Here is a 19,537-nt window from a genome sequence, read left to right on the forward strand (position 1 = left end):
GCGCGGTAGGTTCAGCGGCGTGATACTTACGGGTGCGTTCTTGGCCGATGCCGCCGCAGCGGTGGACAACAAACTCAATGTGCAAGGCGGCGTGCTGTCCAGATTTGCGGTCGGTCCTGACCGGCTGGCCCGATTTGTGTTGGTGGTGTTGACGCAGGCGGAGCCTGACAGTTCGGACCGCGACATTACGGTCGAGATGAGGCCGCCGACCGATGACGAACCGATACGCCTGAATTTCGAGGCGCCCGAAGCGGCCGTTGCCGAGTTCCCCGGATTCGCATTCTTCGAAATCCAACTGCGCCTGCCGGTTAACGGCCGTTGGGTGCTGGTGGTGACTGGCGGCACCGGAGCGATATCGCTTCCGGTGCTGGTGAGCGACATGCCTGCGACGATAGGTTTTTGACGCGCCGGTCTTGAGCGACGACCCCCGGGGCTTGCAGAAAGGTTGTCCCGTGCACCAGCAGCATCCCTACAACGCAGCTGGATTCGGCTGACCGTGCTGACACCCAACCCAGCGGTAGGTTCGGCAGCGTGATAGTCGGGGCCTTCCTCGCCGAAGCGGCCTCGGTGGTGGACAACAAGCTCAATGTCTCCGGCGGCGTGCTGTACCGATTTGCGGTGGATCCGGACCGGTCGGCCCAGTTTCTGCTGGTGGTGTTGACCCAGGCCGAGACCGATGATCCGGATCGGCGGGTCGACGTAGAGGTTTGGCCTCCGACGGGCGACGACGCGCACCACATCGAGTTCGAGCTACCCGAGGCCGCCGTCGCCGCCGAGGTCGGATTCGCCATCTTCCGGATCGAGGTAAACCTGCCCGTCGACGGCCGTTGGGTGCTGGTGGTAACCGGCGGCGCCGGAACGATCTCGCTGCCGCTGATCGTGACGGGGTGAGGCGTAGGCCCCTGCCGACGGAGCTGCCAGCCCTATTGATCGAATGGGAGCAGGACGCCGAGGCCGAATGGCGATCCGGACGGGAACAGACGCCGTGCCTTAGCGGCGAACTGTGGGACCTGCTCGCCCAGCGCATCTAGCAGGCTGTGCGGCGTGAACGGCGGGTCGATGTAGGCGTCGACCATCCCGAGGATCACTGCTTTCGTTGCCTCTTCGTACAAATCCAACTGATCGAGGAGAAAGTCGTCGGGATGCAAAGCTTTGATCTGATAGGGCTTTAGCGCGTCATCAGGGAAGTGCTTGAGGTTTGTCGTGACTATCACCTCCGCGCGCTCTCGGACCGCTGCAGCTAGCACATGTCGATCTTTGTAATGGTTGTTCATGGCGGCGATGAGGTCGTTGTACCCGAAAGCGAATGCGGTAGTCAGCCCGTTCGGTGCTGATGTTGAGGCGGTCGACCATGGTTCGCCGAGTCTCGGCCAGGATGTCCTCCGACCACAGAGGCCGATAGGTGCCCTCGTCAGCGAACCGCAACAGGGCATCAACCAGCGGGTGTGGCACGAGCACGCACGCGTCCAGTACTACGGGGAACGGCATGCTCGGCCTCCTCTACTTCTTTTCTGCAAGCGCCGCCTGGAGCTCACCAAGGGCGTCGCGGCTCAACTCGCCTAGTGCTGCACGGCGATTCGACCGGGTTTCTTGCTGATATTCGAGCAGCGCGTCAAGGCTCACTCGGCGGTGGCGGCCCGGCTTCTCAAATGGGATTCGACCATCCTCCAAGAGCCGAACGAGGGTCGGGCGTGAGATGTTCAATAGGTCGGCGGCTTCTTGGGTGGTTAGTTTGAGGTGGCGTGGCACCAATGAAATGCCTTTGCCTTGCGACAAGGCCAGCACGACGTTGTACAGCGCATCTCTGACTGGTTCAGGAAGCGTCATCGGTTGTCCGGCGTTGCCACACACGGAAACTTCAGGCGCGCCAAGCACCTCCAGCAAGGAGGTCATGTCCTGCGGGTCGCGGGGGTGGAAGTACTGTCCGTTCCTGGACTGCGGCTGTCATGCAGCTTAGCGTAATTCGAACAAAACGAAACGTCGAGTCTCTGACCAGGCATTTACGCAAGCTACTGCGCCGCTAACCGCGCCGGGTCGCGCACTTGGCCGCCTCAAACGCCGCCTAGCACGGTGACGTCGAGCCCGGCGGAGCGCACCAGCTGATCAGAGCTGGAAACCGGCGCGCGTCTGCCGCGGCCGAAGCCTACACGCGGGCGGATCTGCGGCGCGGTGAAGCGCGCAAAGGTCCAGCAGATCACTCCGCACGATTTGCGGCACACCGCGGCCAGCTTGGCGGTGTCGGCCGGCGTCAACGTTTTGGCGCTGCAACGGATTCTCGGGCACAAGTCCGCGAAGGTCACCCTGGACACGTATGCGGATCTCTTCGATGCCGATCTTGATGCAGTCGCCGTCACTCTCGGGAAAGATGCCGACCAGCAAACCTGAAAATACCCTGCTGAACTGCACTAACAGTCAAAGGGATTTGGCGGTGGCGGAGGGATTTGAACCCTCGGACGGTGTTAGCCGTCACACGCTTTCGAGGCGTGCTCCTTAGGCCGCTCGGACACGCCACCGCGGTGAAGCTTACCGAATCGGCGCACCCTCACCCCAATCGCTGGCGGGCGAAGAAGGCCTCCAGCGGCGCGGCGCACTCCCGCGCGAGCACACCGCCGCGTACCTCCGGGCGGTGATTGAGCCGACGATCACGGACCACGTCCCACAACGAGCCGACCGCCCCGGTCTTGGGCTCCCAGGCACCGAAGACCAGCCGCGCGACGCGGGCCAGCACCAGGGCACCGGCACACATAGTGCACGGTTCGACGGTGACCGCCAAGGTGGTCCCCTCCAGCCGCCACCCGTCGCCGAGCACACCGGCCGCCAACCGCATCGCCAGGATTTCCGCGTGCGCGGTGGGATCGCCGAGCGCCTCGCGGGCATTCACCGCCCGGGCGAGTTCGGTTCCGTCGGCGCCGACGACCACCGCGCCCACCGGCACGTCGCGCGGACCCGCCGTCGCCGCGACCGCCAACGCCGCACGGATCAGATCTTCGTCAGTGGTCACCGCCCGCGCTTGCGGTCACCGACCTAGGCGGTCGATCACCGCCGACAGCTGGTCAGCGAAGCCCATTTCGCGGGCGATGCGGCCCAGCTGTTCGTCGGCGTAAAGGTCGGTCTCGTCGAGGATGACTCCCAGAACCGCCTCGGGCAGGCCGATGTCGGACAGCAGGCCCAGGTCGCCTTCCTCGAACGGATCGGCATCCTCGAGGTCTTCGGGATCGATCTCGGCGTCCAGATTGTCCAGGACCTCCGCGGCGATGTCGTAGTCCAGCGCGGCGGTGGCGTCGGACAGCAACAGCCGAGTTCCCGAGGGCGCCGGGCGCACAATGACGAAAAATTCGTCGTCGACGTCGAGTAGCCCGAAGACGGCTCCCGCGCTACGCAGCTCACGCAGTTCCGTCTCGGCAGCCCGCAGACTGGTCAACGCTTTGGGGCCCATCGGAGAGCAGCGCCAGCGGCCCTCTTCACGCACAACCGCAACACCGAAACCGTCCGGTGTGTCCGCGGCCGGTCTTTGCATGGAGGCCCGTTGTGCTCCCATGGGCGCCTACGGTAGTCGCTGACCAGGCCTCCTGACCAGATGGTGCTCAGACAGCGGAGATCTGGTCGCCCCTCAGGGCGCCGCCACGGGCTACCTATGCCAACCTTGGACTGTGACTCGGACTGTCGCGGCGCCACCGGTGTGCGTGCTTGGGCTGGGACTCATCGGCGGTTCCATCATGCGGGCCGCCGCAGCGGCGGGCCGTGAAGTCTTTGGCTACAACCGGTCGGTGGAGGGTGCCCACGGCGCCCGCTCCGACGGGTTTGATGCCATAACCGATCTCAACCAAACGCTAACCCGGGCCGCCGCTACCGAGGCGTTGATCGTGCTGGCCGTTCCGATGCCGGCCTTGCCAGGCATGCTCGCCCATATTCGCAAATCGGCACCTGGCTGTCCGTTGACCGACGTCACCAGCGTCAAATGCGCGGTTCTCGACGAGGTCACGGCGGCTGGTCTGCAGGCGCGCTACGTCGGCGGTCACCCGATGACGGGCACCGCGCACTCGGGTTGGACCGCCGGTCACGGCGGCTTGTTCAACAGAGCCCCCTGGGTGGTCAGCGTCGATGACCATGTCGACCCCACGGTGTGGTCGATGGTGATGACGCTGGCGCTGGACTGCGGGGCGATGGTGGTGCCCGCCAAATCCGACGAGCACGACGCCGCCGCTGCTGCCGTCTCGCACCTGCCACACCTGCTCGCTGAGGCGCTCGCCGTCACTGCGGCCGAGGTACCACTTGCCTTCGCGTTGGCTGCAGGGTCTTTCCGCGATGCCACCCGGGTGGCAGCCACCGCTCCTGACCTAGTGCGGGCAATGTGTGAAGCTAACACCGGCCAACTGGCGCCGGCCGCGGACCGGATCATCGACCTGCTGAGCCGTGCGCGTGATTCGCTGCAATCCCACGGTTCGATAGCCGACCTCGCCGACGCGGGCCACGCCGCACGCACACGCTATGACAGCTTCCCGCGCTCCGACATCGTCACCGTCGTTATTGGCGCGGACAAATGGCGCGAGCAACTGGCCGCCGCGGGGCGGGCGGGCGGGGTGATTACATCCGCTCTGCCAAGCCTGGATAGTCCACAATGAACCCGTCGGAGTCGACGGTCACGGTGGTGTCAGCCACCGGTGAGCGCAGCTTGATCCCATCCAGACGTCCTTCGCTGGTATAGCTCACGGTGGCCGCATCGACGCTCATCTCGGGCACGTTTACATAGACCACCGGCAGCGCGATCGATTCCGCTCGTTCGTGCAGCCCAAGGCGACGAATCGGCAACGCATTGAAGAATGGACTGAACACCAAATCGATGTCCAATGCACCGTTGTATGCTGCGCGCCGTTCACCCTGGTGGTCAGTCACCAACCACATGTTCTCCTCGTCGCGGGCGATGGCGAGCTGGCGTTCCCGCTCGGCTAGTGTGACCGTCAGCCCGAACCGTTTGGTGGCACCGGTTTCGTCGGTCTGCAGATCGTAGTGCGCGCCAAACGCCGGATTATTCGCGGTAGCCGCGGCCACAATGCGGCCGTTCGCCCTAATCCGCTTGCCGGACAACTGGACTCGTACCGATTCCATGCGCGAGATGTCCTGCGCACGCCAGGTCAACATGGCCGGCCAGACGCGCGGAGTCAGATCAGAGGGGACTGCGTTCACACTGTCTACCGTAGGGCGTGTCCACCGCCTGCGGCAGGTTTGTCGACAACCGCGGCGAGCTTGCGCATCCTCCCGGTGCCCGGCACCGATACCCACCCCGCCAACGCCAGCAGTCCGTCGAGGGTCAACGCCAACGCGGCCACCATCATCGCACCGACCAGAGCGATGTGGAATCGACGCTCCTTGATCCCGTCGATCAAGTAGCCACCCAGCCCCCCGAGACTGGCGTAGGCGGCCACCGTCGCGGTGGCGACCACTTGCAGCGTCGCGCTGCGTAGTCCGCCGAGCATCAGCGGTAGTGCATTGGGTACCTCGACGCGCAGCAGCACCTGGGACTCGGTCATGCCCATCGCCCGGGCGGCATCGACCACCAGCGGATCAACACTGGCAATGCCGGCGTACGTGCTGGCCAGCAAAGACGGGATACCCAACAGCATCAGCGCCACCAGCGGCGGCCCCAATCCCAGCCCGAATAGCAGCACCCCTAGCAGCAGAACACCCAACGTGGGCAAAGCGCGCAAACCATTGACCGCACCCACCACCAGCAGCGTCCCGCGACCGGTGTGCCCGATAAGCAGCCCGACTGGCACGGCGATCAGTGCTGAAGCGGCCACCGCCACCGCGGTGTATTCCAGGTGCTCACACGTGCGGACTGCCAAGCCGACTGGACCGGTCCAGTTACTGGCGGTTAGCAGGTAGGACAGCGCCTGCTGCAGGAAATTCATCGCGCTCCGCCCGTGATCGGGGCCGCGACCTGGCGGCGCCGACGGGCTGCCCGCGGCGCCCGTTCCCATGGCGTGGCCAGCCGACCGGCGAGGTTGATCACCACGTCGACGACAATCGCCAGCAGGAACATCGCTACGACGCCGGCAACGATCTGGTCACTCTTGTTGGTCTGATACCCCGCGGTGAACCAGGTTCCCAGGCCCCCGATTCCTATCACCGAACCCACGGACACCATCGCGATGTTGGTAACCGCGACCACCCGCAGCCCGGCTACCAGCACGGGGATAGACAGCGGCAGTTCGACTTTCAACATCTGAGCGATCCGCGAATAGCCGATGGCGGTGGCCGCGTCATGCACCTGCGCCGGCACCGCGTCCAGCGCTTCGAGCACCGCCCGCACCAGCAGGGCCGTGGTGTAGGCCGCCAACGCCACAATGACATTGGCCTCGTCGAGGATCCGGGTTCCGATGATCAGCGGCAACACCACGAATAGCGCTAGCGACGGGATGGTGAATATAACGCTGGCGGTCGCCGTCGTCAGCCGGCGAAGCAGCGGCGCGCGCTGCACCAGCAGGCCCAACGGCACCGCGCTCATCAGCCCGATCAGCACCGGCAGCAACGAGAGGCGCAGATGGACGACGGTCAGCGCCCAGGCCGCTCCCGGGTGGGTCATCAGGTAGTGCATGGCTTAGCTCCGCCGCCGGCCTTCTTGCCTTTTTGGAACTCGGCCAGCACGTCGGCGGCCAGTATCCCGCCGATGACCTTGCCACCGCCGTCAACGGCGACACCGACCCCCGACGGCGAGGACAAGGCGGCGTCCAGCGCCTGGCTGAGGTTACCGTTCGGGCGGAACACCGAACCGCCGACGGTCATGGCATCCGACAATGCCGCGCCGCCGCGGTGACGCCGCCGGCCATCGGCGTCGATCCAGCCCAACGGCGCACCCGCACCGTCGACCACCAGCACCCAGCCGTCACGAACTTGCCTGTCCCGGGCATCGGAAAGGCCGTTCACCGAGACTTGCTCGATGTCGCGCACAGGTAGTCCGGCCGCGTCGAACAGCTGCAGCCACCGATAGCCGCGACCGAGACCGATGAACTTCGACACGAAGTCATTCGCCGGACTGGATAACAGCCGGGCAGTTTCGTCGTACTGCGCAAGCGCGCCGCCCGGGGCGAACACCGCCACCAGATCGGCGAGCTTCAACGCCTCGTCGATGTCGTGCGTCACGAAGACAATGGTCTTGTGCAACTCGGCTTGCAGACGAAGTATTTCGTTCTGTAGCTCGTGGCGAACCACCGGGTCGACGGCCGAGAACGGCTCGTCCATCAACAAGATCGGCGGATCGGCCGCGAGTGCCCGTGCCACGCCGACCCGTTGCTGTTCGCCGCCCGAGAGCTGGGCCGGGTAGCGGGTGGCGACCTTGGGGTCCAGCCCGACACGCTCAAGCACCTCATAACCGGCTTTGCGGGCTGCCCGGCGCGGCTGACCCTTCAGCACCGGCACCGTTGCGACGTTGTCGATGACCCGTTGATGAGGCATCAGCCCCGCGTTCTGGATGACATAGCCAATTCCCAGGCGCAGCTTCACCGCATTGACCGTCGACACGTCGGTACCGTCGACAGTGATGGTGCCCGAGGTCGGATCCACCATTCGGTTGATCATTCGCAGCGCCGTCGTCTTGCCGCAGCCGGAGGGGCCGACGAAGACGGTCAGCATGCCGTTAGGGACTTCCAGCGTCAGCCGGTCTACGGCGGTGGCACCGTGTGCGTACACCTTGCTGACATCGTCAAAGCAGATCAACGTGGTGCCTACTGCCGCACTGGATGATCGAAACCGTTGTCCCGCACCCATTTCCGCGCGGCCTGGTCGGGGTCCACCCCGGAGTTGCCGGACACCGCTGCATTGAGCTCGGCCAGGCCGGCAGTGGTCAGCTTTGCCGACACCGCGTCCAGCACATCTTTGAGGTGATCCGACTTCTTTCGCGAATTCACAAGCGGCACAATGTTTCCGGCTAGGAAGTTATGTTCGGGATCTTCCAGCACCACCAGGTGGTTTTGCGGGATAGCCGCAGAGGTGCTGAAGAGGTTGGCGGCTGTGGCCGTTCCCTCCACCAGTGCTCGCACGGTCACCGCACCGCCGCCGTCGTTGATGGTCACGAAGTTGCCCGGCGCGATGTCGAGTGAGTATTTGTGCCGCAGCCCGGGCAACCCGGACGGCCGGGTCTGAAAGGCCGACGGCGCCGCGAACTTCACATCCGCGGAATGCGGGGCCAGGTCGGCGATCGTTTTCAGGTTCCACCGGGCGGCGGTAGCGGCGGTGACGGTGACGGTGTCAGTGTCAGAGGCCGGCGACGGCGTCAGGATCGACAGATCGCCGGGAAGTCGCTTGTAGAGCTCCAACTCAACGGCATCGAGCATGGTCACCGTGGCGTCGGGTTGAAAGTACAGCAGCAAGTTGCCGATATACTCCGGCACCAGGTCGATGGAATGATCTTTGAGCGCCAGGATATACGTCTCTCGACTGCCAATTCCCAACCGCCGCCCCACGTCGAAACCGTTGGCCTGCAACACTTGTGCGTAGATTTCGGCGATCACCTGCGATTCCGGAAAATCACCGGACCCGACGACGATGGACTTCACACTGCCGGTCGCTGACCCGAGCGGATCAGCATTGGCGCAGGACGCAACCAGGCACACCGTCGCGAGCCACACAGCCGCAGCGACAGTTGCGCGACGTAGGCGTCGCAGCATCCTCATGCAGTTGACACTATCGTCAGCGGCGGCGCCGTGCTTCCACAACTCGGCATGTACTGGGATTTTTCCGGCGTGGTTTGGTTTCATTCTGTGTGGGATAGGACAAAAATGGTGTCATGACCAGCAATCCCTCTTCCTCGGCTGATCAACCACTCAGCGGTACAACGGTGCCTGGCTCGGTGCCCGGTAAGGCACCGGAAGAGCCACCCGTCAAGTTCACCCGCGCCGCCGCCGTATGGTCGGCGCTGATCGTCGGCTTTCTGATCCTCATCCTGTTGCTGATATTCATCGCCCAGAACACCGCCTCGGCCCAATTTGCGTTCTTCGGCTGGCGCTGGAGCCTGCCACTAGGGGTGGCTATCTTGCTGGCGGCCGTGGGCGGCGGGCTGATCACCGTCTTCGCCGGCACCGCGCGGATCCTTCAGTTGCGACGTGCGGCCAAAAAGACCCACGCGGCCGCCCTTCGCTAACTGGGCATCCCCGACGCGGGATTACCCGCTCTTCTTGGCAATCTCTGCCAGACCGCGAGCGATCAGCGGCGCAACAACGTCAGGCACCGACTCAGCCGCGGTGTCCTTCCCCTCGGCCTGCTCGGACATGCGTCGGCGGTAGTCGATGCCGGCGGCGATGATGGCGAGCTTGAAATAGGCCAAGGCCATGTAGAACTCCCAGTGGCCTAGCGGCTGCCCGGAGACGAGTGAATACCGATCGGCCAGCTCGTCGGCTGCTGGCAGCAGCGGCGAAGTCCACGCTGCCTGCGCATGCACAATTAAGTCCAGCGCGGGGTCGCGGTATACGCACATCAGGGCCGCGTCGGACAGCGGATCCCCCAGGGTGGAGAGCTCCCAGTCCACCACCGCGCGAACATGGCATGGGTCATCGGTGTCCAAGATCGTGTTGTCGATCCGGTAGTCGCCGTGCACGATCGATGTGCGGCTCTGTTGTGGAATGGCTTGCTGCAGGGCTAAATGCAGTCGCGAAATGTCGGCGTCGCGGTGGTCGTCGGGCAGCCGCACCAGCTCCCATTGTGACCCCCACCGGCGCACCTGCCGTTCCAGATAGCCGTCGGGTTTGCCGAAATCGCTCAGTCCGACGGCCTTCGGGTCGATGCTATGCAAGTCGACGAGTACCCGGATCAAGGCGTCGACACAGCCCTCGATGACCGAACGGCTGCCGAGCGCTTCGAGTTCGGCGCGCCGGCGCACCACTTGCCCGGCAACGAATTCGACAACCTGGAACGGCGCGCCCAGCACCGAGTCGTCCTGGCACAGCGAGATCGTGCGCGCCACCGGAACCGGTGTGTCTCCCAGCGCGGCGACCACCCTGTACTCGCGGGCCATGTCGTGCGCCGACGGTGTCAGCCCGTGCAGGGGCGGACGGCGCACCAACCAGCTCGACGCGTCATCATAGACCCGGAAGGTCAGATTGGAGCGTCCACCGGAGATCAGCTCGCCACGCAACTCGCCGTCGCGCCCGATCCCCAGCGAACGCAGATACCGGTCCAGCGCGCCCAGATCGAGCCCGTCGAGTCGGTCAACCGAAGTCACCGAACTTGTTTACCACTCGCGCAATGCCCGGCTTTAGCTCAGGCCGCCTTCGACTCGGCGCCGAGCGGTACCGCCGAACTACGGCGTCACGATGTTGAAGGCCGAATCGGGCCGGTCGAGGACGCTCAAGAATGTCTGCAGCACCGTCCGGTCGCCGAACACCTCGAAACCGGGTGAGCTGATATCGCCCAGCGCCGCGGCGACCAACCGAACCTTGTCGCCCACCGTCACCGTCGCGTTCGCCGTCGCCGGATCGGCGGGAAGCTTGCGATGTATCAACACGCCGTTGCGCAGCGTGAGCCGATAGTTGACATCCGGCTCGGTGAAGGTGAAATCGATGGCCAGGTCGAGGTCCCATGCGCGTGGGCCATTGATGCTGATCGCCAGGACGTCAAAGATTTGGTCCGGCGTCAGCTGGGCGAAAAACGTGGGCGCCGGGACTTGCCCGGAGCTGCCCGGGTTCCCGTCGCGCAGCTCGGCGGCCCCGGTCAGAAAGAAATTGCGCCAGGTCGCACACTCCGCGCCGTAGGCCAGCTGCTCCAGGGTGTCGGCATAGAGCCCGCGGGCCGCAGCGTGCTCGCTGTCGGCGAACACCGCATGGTCGAGAAGCGTTGCCGCCCAACGGAAATCACCTGCGTCGAAGGCTTCGCGGGCCAGCTCCAGCACTCGGTCGATGCCACCCAACGCGTCGACATAACGCGGCGCCAGCGCCTCGGGCGGATGCGGCCACAACCAGCCCGGGTTACCGTCAAACCAGCCCATGTAACGCTGATAGATCGCCTTCACGTTATGGCTGACCGACCCGTAGTAGCCGTGGGTGTGCCATGCCCGCTGCAGCGCCGGTGGCAGCTGGAACATCTCGGCGATCTCCACACCGGTGTAGCCCTGGTTCAGCAGCCGCAGCGTCTGATCGTGCAGATATGAATACATGTCGCGCTGTTGCGACAAGAACTCGACGATCTTCTCGCGTCCCCACGTCGGCCAGTGGTGCGAGGCGAACACCACGTCGGTTCGGTCGGCAAAGGTGTCAATCGCCTCGGTGAGATAGCCCGACCAGGCGCGCGGATCGCGCACCAAGGCGCCGCGCAGGGTCAGCAGGTTGTGCAGGTTATGCGTGGCGTTTTCGGCCATGCACAACGCGCGGAAGCGCGGGAAATAGAAGTGCATCTCCGCAGGGGCCTCGGTGCCCGGGGCCATCTGGAACTCGATCTCCACCCCGTCGATGGTGTGGGTCTCCCCGGTCTCGGTGATGTCGACCGTCGGCACGACGAGCGAAACCTCACCGGTCGACAGTGTCTGCCCGAGGCCGCAGCCGACGTGCCCCCGGAGACCGCGCGCCAACACGGTGCCGTACATGTAGCCCGCACGGCGCATCATCGCCGAGCCGGCGTAGATGTTTTCCTGCACGGCGTGCGCGGTGAACCCCTCCGGCGCCAGCACCGCCACCTTTCCCGCGTCCACGTCGGCCTGGGTGGTGACGCCGAGCACCCCACCGAAATGATCGACATGGCTGTGGGTGTAGATGACCGCGACCACGGGGCGGTCGGCTCCGCGGTGGGCGCGATACAAGTCCAGCGCGGCGGCGGCCACCTCGGTGGACACCAACGGGTCGATGACGATCAGCCCAGTGTCACCCTCAACGAAGCTGATATTGGAGATATCGAATCCGCGGACCTGATAGATGCCCGGCACCACCTGGTAGAGGCCCTGTTTCGCGGTCAGCTGGGATTGCCGCCACAGGCTGGGATGCACCGATGTCGGCGCGGCACCGTCGAGAAACGAGTACGCGTCGTTGTCCCACACCACGCGACCATCGGCAGCCTTGATCACACACGGGGACAGCGCGGCAATGAATCCGCGATCGGCGTCGTCGAAATCCGTTGTGTCATGCAACGGTAACGAGTGTTCACCGTGTGCCGCCTGGATGACGGCAGTGGGAGGTTTGTGTTCCATCGGCACTACATTGCCACTACTACGGTGCACGCCGGTAGATGCCGTTGGCGAACCACGCTACCGACCAGAAAGAGAGAATTTTCCGCCGCACCTAGACCTCGGGCCCTGCTAACGCGCATACTGCCGAAGCGGTCCTCAATGCCGATGGACCGCTACGACAGGCAAAGGAGCACAGGGTGAAGCGTGGACTGACGGTCGCGGTAGCCGGAGCCGCCATTCTGGTCGCAGGTCTTTCCGGATGTTCAAGCAACAAGTCGACTACAGGAAGCGGTGAGACCACGACCGCGGCAGGCACGACGGCAAGCCCCGGCGCCGCCTCCGGGCCGAAGGTCGTCATCGACGGTAAGGACCAGAACGTCACCGGCTCCGTGGTGTGCACAACCGCGGCCGGCAATGTCAACATCGCGATCGGCGGGGCGGCGACCGGCATTGCCGCCGTGCTCACCGACGGCAACCCTCCGGAGGTGAAGTCCGTTGGGCTCGGTAACGTCAACGGCGTCACGCTGGGATACACGTCGGGCACCGGACAGGGTAACGCCTCGGCAACCAAGGACGGCAGCCACTACAAGATCACTGGGACCGCTACCGGGGTCGACATGGCCAACCCGATGTCACCGGTGAACAAGTCGTTCGAAATCGAGGTGACCTGTTCCTAACCTAAAGCGTGTCGATGCGGGCTGTGAACAGCGCGTCGGAGCCGGGCAGTCAGGCCTAGCGCGGCGACGATTCGAGCGGTTGCCATCCGTCAAGTGGCAACCGCACCGCAAACTCGGTATATCCGGGTGAGCTACTCACGGTGATCGTTCCGTTGTGCGCCTTGACCACAGCGGAGACGATCGCCAGGCCGAGCCCGGTGCTACCGGCTTGGCGGGACCGTGACGTATCGCCGCGGGCGAACCGCTCGAAAACCTCGGACTGCAGCGCGGCCGGAATACCCGGCCCATTGTCGATCACCTGCAGCACGACGTGCGTCGGCCCGGTGCTCAAGCGCGTCGTCACGATCGTGCCGGGACCGGTGTGCACGCGGGCGTTGGCCAGCAGGTTGGTCACCACCTGGTGCAACCGTGCCGCATCACCCGGGATGACCACCGGTTCGGGGGGCAGGTCGAGCGCCCACTGGTGATCTGGTCCGGCAACATGAGCGTCGCTGACCGCGTCAACCGCAAGCCGCGACATGTCCACCGGTCCGCGTTCCAGCGGCCGCCCCGAGTCCAGACGCGCCAGCAGCAGCAGGTCCTCGACGAGACGTGTTATCCGCTCGGTCTCCGATGCCACCCGGCTCATCGCGTGTGCGACGGCCTCGGGATCGTCCCCTATCCGCTGCGTCAATTCCGTGTAACCACGGATCGCCGCAAGGGGAGTTCGCAGTTCATGACTGGCATCGGCAACGAACTGGCGCACACAGGTTTCACTGGCCTGCCGCGCCGACAGTGCGGCAGCGATGTGGTCGAGCATCCGGTTGAGCGCCGACCCGAGTTGCCCCACCTCGGTGGAGGGGTTTGCGTCAGGTTCGGGCACCCGGACCGGTAGCTTGACCTCGCCGCGATCCAACGGTAGGTCGACGACTTCGCTCGCGGTTTGCGCGACGCGCCGCAACGGCGCCAGCGCCCGCTTGATGATGACGATTCCGGCGGTCGTCGCGGCGACCAACGCAATCACCGTGACGATTCCGAAAATGATCAGCATCTGCAACATCGTGGCGTCGACGTTGCCCATCGACAGGCCGGTGACGATGACGTCGTGCCCGTTTCGGCTCGGAGCGGCCAGCACACGGTACCGGCCCAGACCGTCGAGATCCAGGGTCAGCGGTGTGCGGCTGCCGGCGATCCGTTCCAGCTGGGACCGGCCGGTTGACGTCAACGCCGCCCGCGAACCACTGCCGGTCAGATATCCGGCGGCGACCGTCGTGCCGTCGCTGACCACCGCCGCCACCATCCCGGCCGGCTGGCCCGGAGCATCGAGAAACCTCGGACCGGGGCCCGACCGGATGTAGTTGTGCGTCTCGTGCCGCCAGGGCGGACGGGGCATTTTCTCCGGATACATCAACACCGAGCGGTACGACGTTCCGCCGAGTTGGTTGTCAAGTTGTGCCACCAGATGACGACGCAGCGCCATTTCGGTTGCCGCGGTGATTCCCACACACACCACGGCGAGGACGACAACCTGTCCGACCAGGAGCCGCAGCCGAAGCGACCAAATTCGCGGACTGCTAGCGGGCCGGCTTGAGCACATAGCCGGCGCCGCGCAGCGTGTGAATCATGGGTTCGCGACCGTTGTCGATCTTTTTGCGCAGGTACGAGATGTACAGCTCCACGATATTGGACCGGCCGCCGAAGTCGTAACTCCAGACGCGGTCCAGAATCTGGGCTTTGCTCAGCACCCGCTTGGAGTTGTGCATCATGAACCGCAGCAGCTCGAACTCGGTGGACGTCAACGACACCGGTTCGCCGGCGCGCATCACCTCGTGGCTGTCTTCGTCCAGCACCAAGTCTCCGACCACTAGCTGGGCACCGCTGTCGACTGTCGTCACCCCCGTGCGACGCAGTAACGCCCGCAGCCGAAGCACGACCTCCTCGATGCTAAACGGCTTGGTGACGTAGTCGTCGCCCCCCGCGGTCAACCCAGCTATACGATCTTCCACCGCGTCCTTGGCCGTCAGCAGTAGAACCGGCAGGCCTGGATTCTCGCTGCGCAACTTGTGCAGCACGTCAAGACCGCTCATGTCAGGCAACATCACGTCGAGCACAACCACATCGGGCCGCTGGCGGCGGGCCGCCGCAATCGCCGACGATCCGTCACCGGCGGTGGTGATGTTCCAACCTTCATACCGCAATGCCATGGACACCATCTCGGCCAGAACGGGTTCGTCGTCGACCACCAGCACAGTGACCGGTTGGCCATCGGCGCGCCGCATTACGACACGCTCAACCGAGATGCGGTGCTGCGTCACAGCGTCAAGTATCCGCACACGGCTGAGCAGACGCCATGCGGATCCTATGTGCGCGCTATGAAACCCGATTTGGGGCACGTTCGGAGCCTGCCAGCGGGCCGGATCCGGGCGGTACCCCACTCACGTCGGCGCGCATGTTGGTACCAGTAGCGGCTGCTGGCGACCGGGCTGCTGAAGCAAATCCCGCTGCCACGCTTGAGGCAGCGTCCCGGACCAACGCCAATTGGTCGCTCTCCGTCGCCGTTGTGGAAGTCGCCGACCCGGACAGTTCGATCAGACATAGCCAAGGATCGGTAGCATGACGATACGCATTCCGATAGCGGGGAATTGAGGTGCCGTGACAGACACTTTGTTCGCAGATGTCTCCGAATATCAAGTGCCCGTGAATAACTCGTATCCCTACCGAGTGCTGTCGATCCGCGTCTGCGACGGCACCTATCGGGATCGTAATTTCGCGCACAACTACCGATGGATGCGCTCGGCATTCGACAGCGGGCGACTCACATTCGGAATCGTCTACACCTACGCCCGTCCGAATTGGTGGGCCAATGCCAACACCGTGCGCTCGATGATCGACGCAGCGGGCGGCTTGCATCCCCGGGTCGCGCTGATGCTGGATGTCGAATCAGGCGGGAACCCGCCCGGTGACGGGTCGAGCTGGATCAACCGGCTGTACTGGAACCTGGCAGACTACGCCGGCTCGCCCGTGCGAATCATCGGTTATGCCAACGCCTACGACTTCTTCAACATGTGGCGTGTTCGCCCGGCGGGCCTGCGCGTCATTGGCGCGGGTTATGGTTCCAATCCGAACCTTCCCGGACAAGTGGCGCACCAGTACACCGACGGCAGTGGGTATAGCCCCAATCTTCCACAGGGCGCTCCACCGTTCGGTCGATGCGATATGAACTCTGCCAACGGACTAACACCGCAACAGTTTGCCGCCGCATGCGGCGTCACAACGACCGGAGGACCGCTGATGGCACTCACCGACGAAGAACAAACCGAACTACTGACCAAAGTCCGCGAGATATGGGACCAACTGCGCGGGCCCAACGGCGCCGGGTGGCCTCAGCTCGGACAGAACGAACAGGGCCAGGACCTCACTCCGGTTGACGCGATAGCGGTGATCAAGAACGACGTGGCGGCCATGCTCGCGGAATAGCCCGCGATCTCCGTCAGCTCGTGGCCCGCTGCGCGGATACGAAAAGGTTTGGCGGGATTGAGTCTTCGCCACTGTGAGGGATGCTGCGGCCATACCGAGCCAGCAGCTCGGGCAACGTTGCCGTCGACACGTCCCAGCCACGTTCACGCAGCCACTCGGCGACCGCGGTGCGCTGCTCTGCATACCAGAGGTCATCGACATCTGATATCTCAGTTTCGACCAGCTTGGCTGCCGCGGCCCGCATCCGCCGCATGTCCGCACGCTGGCGTCGCATTCGCTCAGGGTCGAGAAAACCGGCGCCGGGGACGTTGGACGCCAACCAACTGCCCGGCCTGCTGAGCGCATCGATACGCTCGAACAACAGATCCTGAGCCCGCGCCGGCAGGTACCGCACCAACCCTTCGGCTAACCACGCACACGGCTTCGATGGGTCAAATCCGGCTTTCTGCAGTGCCTTTGGCCAGTCCTGACGAAGGTCTATGGGAACGTTCACCAGCTGCGAAGCCGGCTGCGCGCCATGCTGGCGCAACGTGGCTGATTTGAATTCCAGCACCTTGGGCTGGTCCAGCTCGTACACCACGGTGCCGTCCGGCCAGGGCAGCCGCCAGGCACGCGAGTCCAGGCCCGAGGCGAGGATCACTACTTGCCTCACCCCAGCGTCGGCGGTAGCCAGGAAATACTCGTCGAAAAACGCGGTCCGGGCGGCCATGAAATCGATCATCTGCTGTATCGGCGCCCGCAGGTCCGGGTCGAGGTCGGTCGCACCGGCCAGCAACGTGCGATTCGTGTACATGCTCCATATCCCGTCGCCGGCCGCGTCCACAAAGATCCGCGCGAACGGATCGTTGATCAATGGGTTGTCGCTCTCGGTCTCGGCCGCACGCGCCGCCGCCACACCCAGTGCGGTGGCGCCCACGCTCTCGGTAATGGCCCAGGAATCGTTGTCGGTCCGCGGCACAGTTAATCCTCCCCCAGGCCGGAAACGTCAGTTTTGCAAACTATTCTTCCAGCCGCCGAGGGGCCCGCGCGCTCGTCAAGAGTGTCCTACGCTTTCTCCCAGATGGTCTACAGGTTGCAGAGGAGCGCGATGGGGTCCACGCCGCCACGTACGCCGCAGGAGGTATTCGCCCACCACGGCCAGGCGCTCGCCGCGGGCGACCTCGATGAGATCGTCGCCGACTACGCCGACGACTCCTTTGTCATCACTCCGGCCGGTATCGCGCGCGGCAAGGAAGGTATTCGCCAACTGTTCGTCAAGTTGCTCGACGACATACCAAACGCACTGTGGGACTTAAAGACCCAAATCTTCGAGGGCGACATACTGTTCCTGGAGTGGACCGCGAATTCCGCGGTCAGCCGAGTCGACGACGGAGTCGATACTTTCGTATTCCGAGACGGCACGATCTGGGCGCATACCGTCCGGTACACCCCGCACCCCAAGACCTGACGTTTCGAGCAGGTGGCGGATGTGGACCTCGAGGCGGTCGCCTATTACCGATCAGACCGAGGCACTGTTGTCTGACGCGGGCGGATACCCCCAGGGGGCGCGTTCCTCGCCGCGCACGAAGTCGGTAGGTTGCAGCCGCACTTTGCGGAGGAACCGCCTGCTGATCTGCCGGATAGGATGAGCCCGTGACGACGCTGAAGGAGCTTGGAGCACGGGTCGCCGCTCTGGAAGCGAACCAGGCCGACTATCGAGCCGTCCTCGCGGCCGTCAACCCGCCGGGCGCCAACCAGCGAGAAATCGCGACGACCGTCCGGGAACACACCGGACGACTGGACCGCGTGACGACCAAAGTCGGCCAGCTCGCGGCCAAGTCCGACGACACCAATGCGCGGGTGCGGTCTCTGGAAGAGGGACAGGCCGAGATCAAGGACCTTCTGCTCCGCGCCCTCGACAAGTGATTCTCCGAATGGCTGCGCGATTTTTTGAGCCCGGCATCGAACGGTGATCTGTGGTCGGTGAATCCGCGACACGCCGTGGTTTCGGGTCGTGCCGGATGGCGTCAAATGGCCAGCTCAGAACACCTTTCGAGACCACGATTTTCGAGACCACGATCAGGTGCTGTTGCAGGCTCTCCTAAAGCCGTAGGGCGTGTTTGAACCGCACCATGATGGGGTGCGCGGACATCGGTTGGCGATACGGGCTCGAGGTTGCAGATCCTGTCCGCGCTCGTGGCCGGCACCCGAGCGACCCTGTCGAAGACCGCGCCTTGATTACCTGGCGGTGAGCGCGAGCCGCCTGACCAGGGCCGCGAAGCACAGCGGCGCCAGCAGCCAGGTCAGCTGCATGGCCGCTGTCACCGGGTGACCACGAAACCAGAACATCACCGGGTTGAACCACAGGTCGTCGACGTAGGACCAGGTCCCGGCGAGGATCGCCGACAACTCCACGGCCAGGGCCGTGAGCTGTCCCCAGAGCACCTGGACGGTCAGGCCGAGGGCGCCCGCGGGCTCGCCCGTGAGCGCTCGCGCCAGCAGCCAGCCCATGGTCAGGAGGGGACCATCCCACACGGAGTGGGCGAGCAGGAACACCACGGTGGGGAGCGGGAGCGGCGTGGCCCACTCGATGATCGGGGTGTTGGTCCAAGCGCTGAGCCCGAACACCGGCAGCTCCCAGACCAGACCGATGAGCGTGCCGAGCAACAGCATCCGCGCGAGCTCGGGTCGAGTCCTTCGAGCGCGCAGCATGAGCACCACGACCGCGAGCGCGACGAGCAGGTCGGCTACGTAGTAGCCATGGGCGAGGGGATCGTTATCCATAAGCGTGTTCTGTTGTATGCCACTAAGCATCGTATTTGCCTCCGCGAACCTTGGTGAGCAACAGTGACGAACAGTGACGGCGAGCCGCCAGTTGACCCGCACGTGGGCACAACGGCGAGCTTCCCGCACCGATGGCTACGAACCCCGGCCACGCAACGCTATGCGGTCGCCAGCCAGCTGGGCGCGCAGGATCCGTTGGATCGCCCCAGCGGTACGGTCCGGGTTCTCGGGGCGCAGCGCCACCGCCAACTCCAGCACCTCGACCGGGGTGCGCAGCGTGCACTGGCACGGGTTTGGGCACCAAGGCGTCGAACCCACCGGCGCGCCAGTCCCTAATTCCTAATCCAGCGGTCGATGGTATGCCGGCTGATCCGAACCTTCCGCCCGAACGGGTCGGTGTGCTCACGGGAGGCCAGCTCGCGCACCATCTTTCCCCGCTCCTTGGTGGAATGCGCTGCATCGGCGGCCTCCCGGATCAACTGATACCGAAACAATC

The 19,537-nt window shown here is 64.6% G+C and carries 23 protein-coding genes and 1 tRNA gene; 8 read left to right on the forward strand and 16 right to left on the reverse strand.

Annotation, left to right across the window (positions count from 1 at the left end; genetic code table 11):
• Nucleotides 1-19 precede the first annotated feature (19 nt).
• On the forward strand, nt 20-403 hold the full coding sequence (locus Rv3747; protein ID NP_218264.1) for a hypothetical protein: 384 nt from the start codon (nt 20-22) through the stop codon (nt 401-403).
• Between the two features lie 128 nt (nt 404-531).
• Nucleotides 532-891 carry a hypothetical protein gene (locus tag Rv3748; protein NP_218265.1) on the forward strand — a complete coding sequence of 120 codons (360 nt, stop codon included), beginning with the start codon at nt 532-534 and terminating at the stop codon, nt 889-891.
• A gap of 32 nt (nt 892-923) precedes the next feature.
• Here the strand turns inward: Rv3748 and Rv3749c are convergent, their stop codons facing one another.
• The 5 genes from Rv3749c to Rv3753c form a co-directional block, all read right to left on the reverse strand.
• A complete protein-coding gene (locus Rv3749c) occupies nt 924-1,433 on the reverse strand; it encodes a hypothetical protein (protein NP_218266.1) in 510 nt (169 codons plus the stop codon).
• A 67-nt stretch (nt 1,434-1,500) separates the two neighbouring features.
• Entirely contained in the window at nt 1,501-1,893 is a 393-nt protein-coding gene (locus Rv3750c) for an excisionase (protein NP_218267.1), read from the reverse strand.
• Between the two features lie 533 nt (nt 1,894-2,426).
• A tRNA-Ser gene (gene serX, locus Rvnt42) sits at nt 2,427-2,513 on the reverse strand.
• Between the two features lie 29 nt (nt 2,514-2,542).
• On the reverse strand, nt 2,543-3,001 hold the full coding sequence (locus Rv3752c) for a cytidine/deoxycytidylate deaminase (RefSeq protein NP_218269.1): 459 nt from the start codon (nt 2,999-3,001) through the stop codon (nt 2,543-2,545).
• 15 nt (nt 3,002-3,016) lie between these two features.
• Nucleotides 3,017-3,517 carry a hypothetical protein gene (locus tag Rv3753c; protein NP_218270.3) on the reverse strand — a complete coding sequence of 167 codons (501 nt, stop codon included), beginning with the start codon at nt 3,515-3,517 and terminating at the stop codon, nt 3,017-3,019.
• 199 nt (nt 3,518-3,716) lie between these two features.
• On the opposite strand from Rv3753c, the gene tyrA reads away from it, so the two are divergent.
• A complete protein-coding gene (gene tyrA / locus Rv3754; RefSeq protein ID NP_218271.3) occupies nt 3,717-4,622 on the forward strand; it encodes a prephenate dehydrogenase TyrA in 906 nt (301 codons plus the stop codon).
• Here the strand turns inward: tyrA and Rv3755c are convergent.
• Genes Rv3755c through proX form a run of 5 tightly spaced genes read right to left on the reverse strand, consistent with a single transcriptional unit; the run spans nt 4,585 to nt 8,669 of the window.
• Nucleotides 4,585-5,184 (reverse strand): hypothetical protein, encoded by a 600-nt coding sequence (locus tag Rv3755c; protein NP_218272.1) that lies wholly within the window; start codon nt 5,182-5,184, stop codon nt 4,585-4,587. The two genes, tyrA and Rv3755c, sit on opposite strands and share 38 nt — an antisense overlap.
• A gap of 5 nt (nt 5,185-5,189) precedes the next feature.
• Nucleotides 5,190-5,909: a glycine betaine/carnitine/choline/L-proline ABC transporter permease ProZ gene (gene proZ, locus Rv3756c; protein NP_218273.1), complete on the reverse strand. Its 720-nt coding sequence runs from the start codon at nt 5,907-5,909 to the stop codon at nt 5,190-5,192.
• A complete protein-coding gene (gene proW, locus Rv3757c; RefSeq protein ID NP_218274.1) occupies nt 5,906-6,595 on the reverse strand; it encodes a glycine betaine/carnitine/choline/L-proline ABC transporter permease ProW in 690 nt (229 codons plus the stop codon). Before proW ends, proZ begins: the two co-directional genes overlap by 4 nt.
• On the reverse strand, nt 6,583-7,713 hold the full coding sequence (proV, locus tag Rv3758c) for a glycine betaine/carnitine/choline/L-proline ABC transporter ATP-binding protein ProV (protein ID NP_218275.1): 1,131 nt from the start codon (nt 7,711-7,713) through the stop codon (nt 6,583-6,585). The genes proW and proV overlap by 13 nt, the downstream gene beginning before the upstream one ends.
• Nucleotides 7,714-7,721: 8 nt before the next feature.
• A complete protein-coding gene (gene proX, locus Rv3759c; protein NP_218276.1) occupies nt 7,722-8,669 on the reverse strand; it encodes a glycine betaine/carnitine/choline/L-proline ABC transporter substrate-binding lipoprotein ProX in 948 nt (315 codons plus the stop codon).
• A 164-nt stretch (nt 8,670-8,833) separates the two neighbouring features.
• Here proX and Rv3760 point away from each other — a divergent pair, with 164 nt between their 5' ends.
• Nucleotides 8,834-9,136: a membrane protein gene (locus Rv3760; RefSeq protein ID NP_218277.1), complete on the forward strand. Its 303-nt coding sequence runs from the start codon at nt 8,834-8,836 to the stop codon at nt 9,134-9,136.
• A 21-nt stretch (nt 9,137-9,157) separates the two neighbouring features.
• On the opposite strand, the gene fadE36 is transcribed toward Rv3760, so the two are convergent.
• Entirely contained in the window at nt 9,158-10,213 is a 1,056-nt protein-coding gene (fadE36, locus tag Rv3761c) for an acyl-CoA dehydrogenase FadE36 (protein NP_218278.1), read from the reverse strand.
• Nucleotides 10,214-10,291: 78 nt separating this feature from the next.
• A complete protein-coding gene (locus Rv3762c; protein ID NP_218279.1) occupies nt 10,292-12,172 on the reverse strand; it encodes a hydrolase in 1,881 nt (626 codons plus the stop codon).
• A gap of 170 nt (nt 12,173-12,342) precedes the next feature.
• Between Rv3762c and lpqH the strand changes: the two genes are divergently transcribed.
• On the forward strand, nt 12,343-12,822 hold the full coding sequence (gene lpqH / locus Rv3763) for a lipoprotein LpqH (protein NP_218280.1): 480 nt from the start codon (nt 12,343-12,345) through the stop codon (nt 12,820-12,822).
• 55 nt (nt 12,823-12,877) lie between these two features.
• Here lpqH and tcrY read toward each other — a convergent pair whose 3' ends face one another.
• On the reverse strand, nt 12,878-14,305 hold the full coding sequence (gene tcrY / locus Rv3764c) for a two component sensor kinase TcrY (RefSeq protein NP_218281.1): 1,428 nt from the start codon (nt 14,303-14,305) through the stop codon (nt 12,878-12,880).
• A 70-nt stretch (nt 14,306-14,375) separates the two neighbouring features.
• On the reverse strand, nt 14,376-15,080 hold the full coding sequence (tcrX, locus tag Rv3765c; protein ID NP_218282.1) for a two component transcriptional regulator TcrX: 705 nt from the start codon (nt 15,078-15,080) through the stop codon (nt 14,376-14,378).
• A 508-nt stretch (nt 15,081-15,588) separates the two neighbouring features.
• On the opposite strand from tcrX, the gene Rv3766 reads away from it, so the two are divergent.
• On the forward strand, nt 15,589-16,278 hold the full coding sequence (locus Rv3766; protein ID NP_218283.1) for a hypothetical protein: 690 nt from the start codon (nt 15,589-15,591) through the stop codon (nt 16,276-16,278).
• Nucleotides 16,279-16,291: 13 nt separating this feature from the next.
• Here Rv3766 and Rv3767c read toward each other — a convergent pair whose 3' ends face one another.
• Nucleotides 16,292-17,236, reverse strand: coding sequence for an S-adenosylmethionine-dependent methyltransferase (locus tag Rv3767c; protein NP_218284.1), 945 nt, complete (start codon nt 17,234-17,236; stop codon nt 16,292-16,294).
• A 129-nt stretch (nt 17,237-17,365) separates the two neighbouring features.
• Between Rv3767c and Rv3768 the strand changes: the two genes are divergently transcribed.
• Entirely contained in the window at nt 17,366-17,725 is a 360-nt protein-coding gene (locus Rv3768; protein ID NP_218285.1) for a hypothetical protein, read from the forward strand.
• A gap of 185 nt (nt 17,726-17,910) precedes the next feature.
• Nucleotides 17,911-18,183, forward strand: a complete 273-nt coding sequence (locus tag Rv3769) for a hypothetical protein (protein NP_218286.1) — start codon at nt 17,911-17,913, stop codon at nt 18,181-18,183.
• 312 nt (nt 18,184-18,495) lie between these two features.
• Here the strand turns inward: Rv3769 and Rv3770c are convergent, their stop codons facing one another.
• The gene (locus tag Rv3770c) at nt 18,496-19,071 is read right to left on the reverse strand and encodes a hypothetical protein (protein NP_218287.1); all 576 of its coding nucleotides are present in this window, start codon (nt 19,069-19,071) and stop codon (nt 18,496-18,498) included.
• Nucleotides 19,072-19,537 lie beyond the last annotated feature (466 nt).

Origin of the sequence: Mycobacterium tuberculosis H37Rv (genome assembly GCF_000195955.2) — a bacterium.
Classification (GTDB): Bacteria; Actinomycetota; Actinomycetes; order Mycobacteriales; family Mycobacteriaceae; genus Mycobacterium; species Mycobacterium tuberculosis.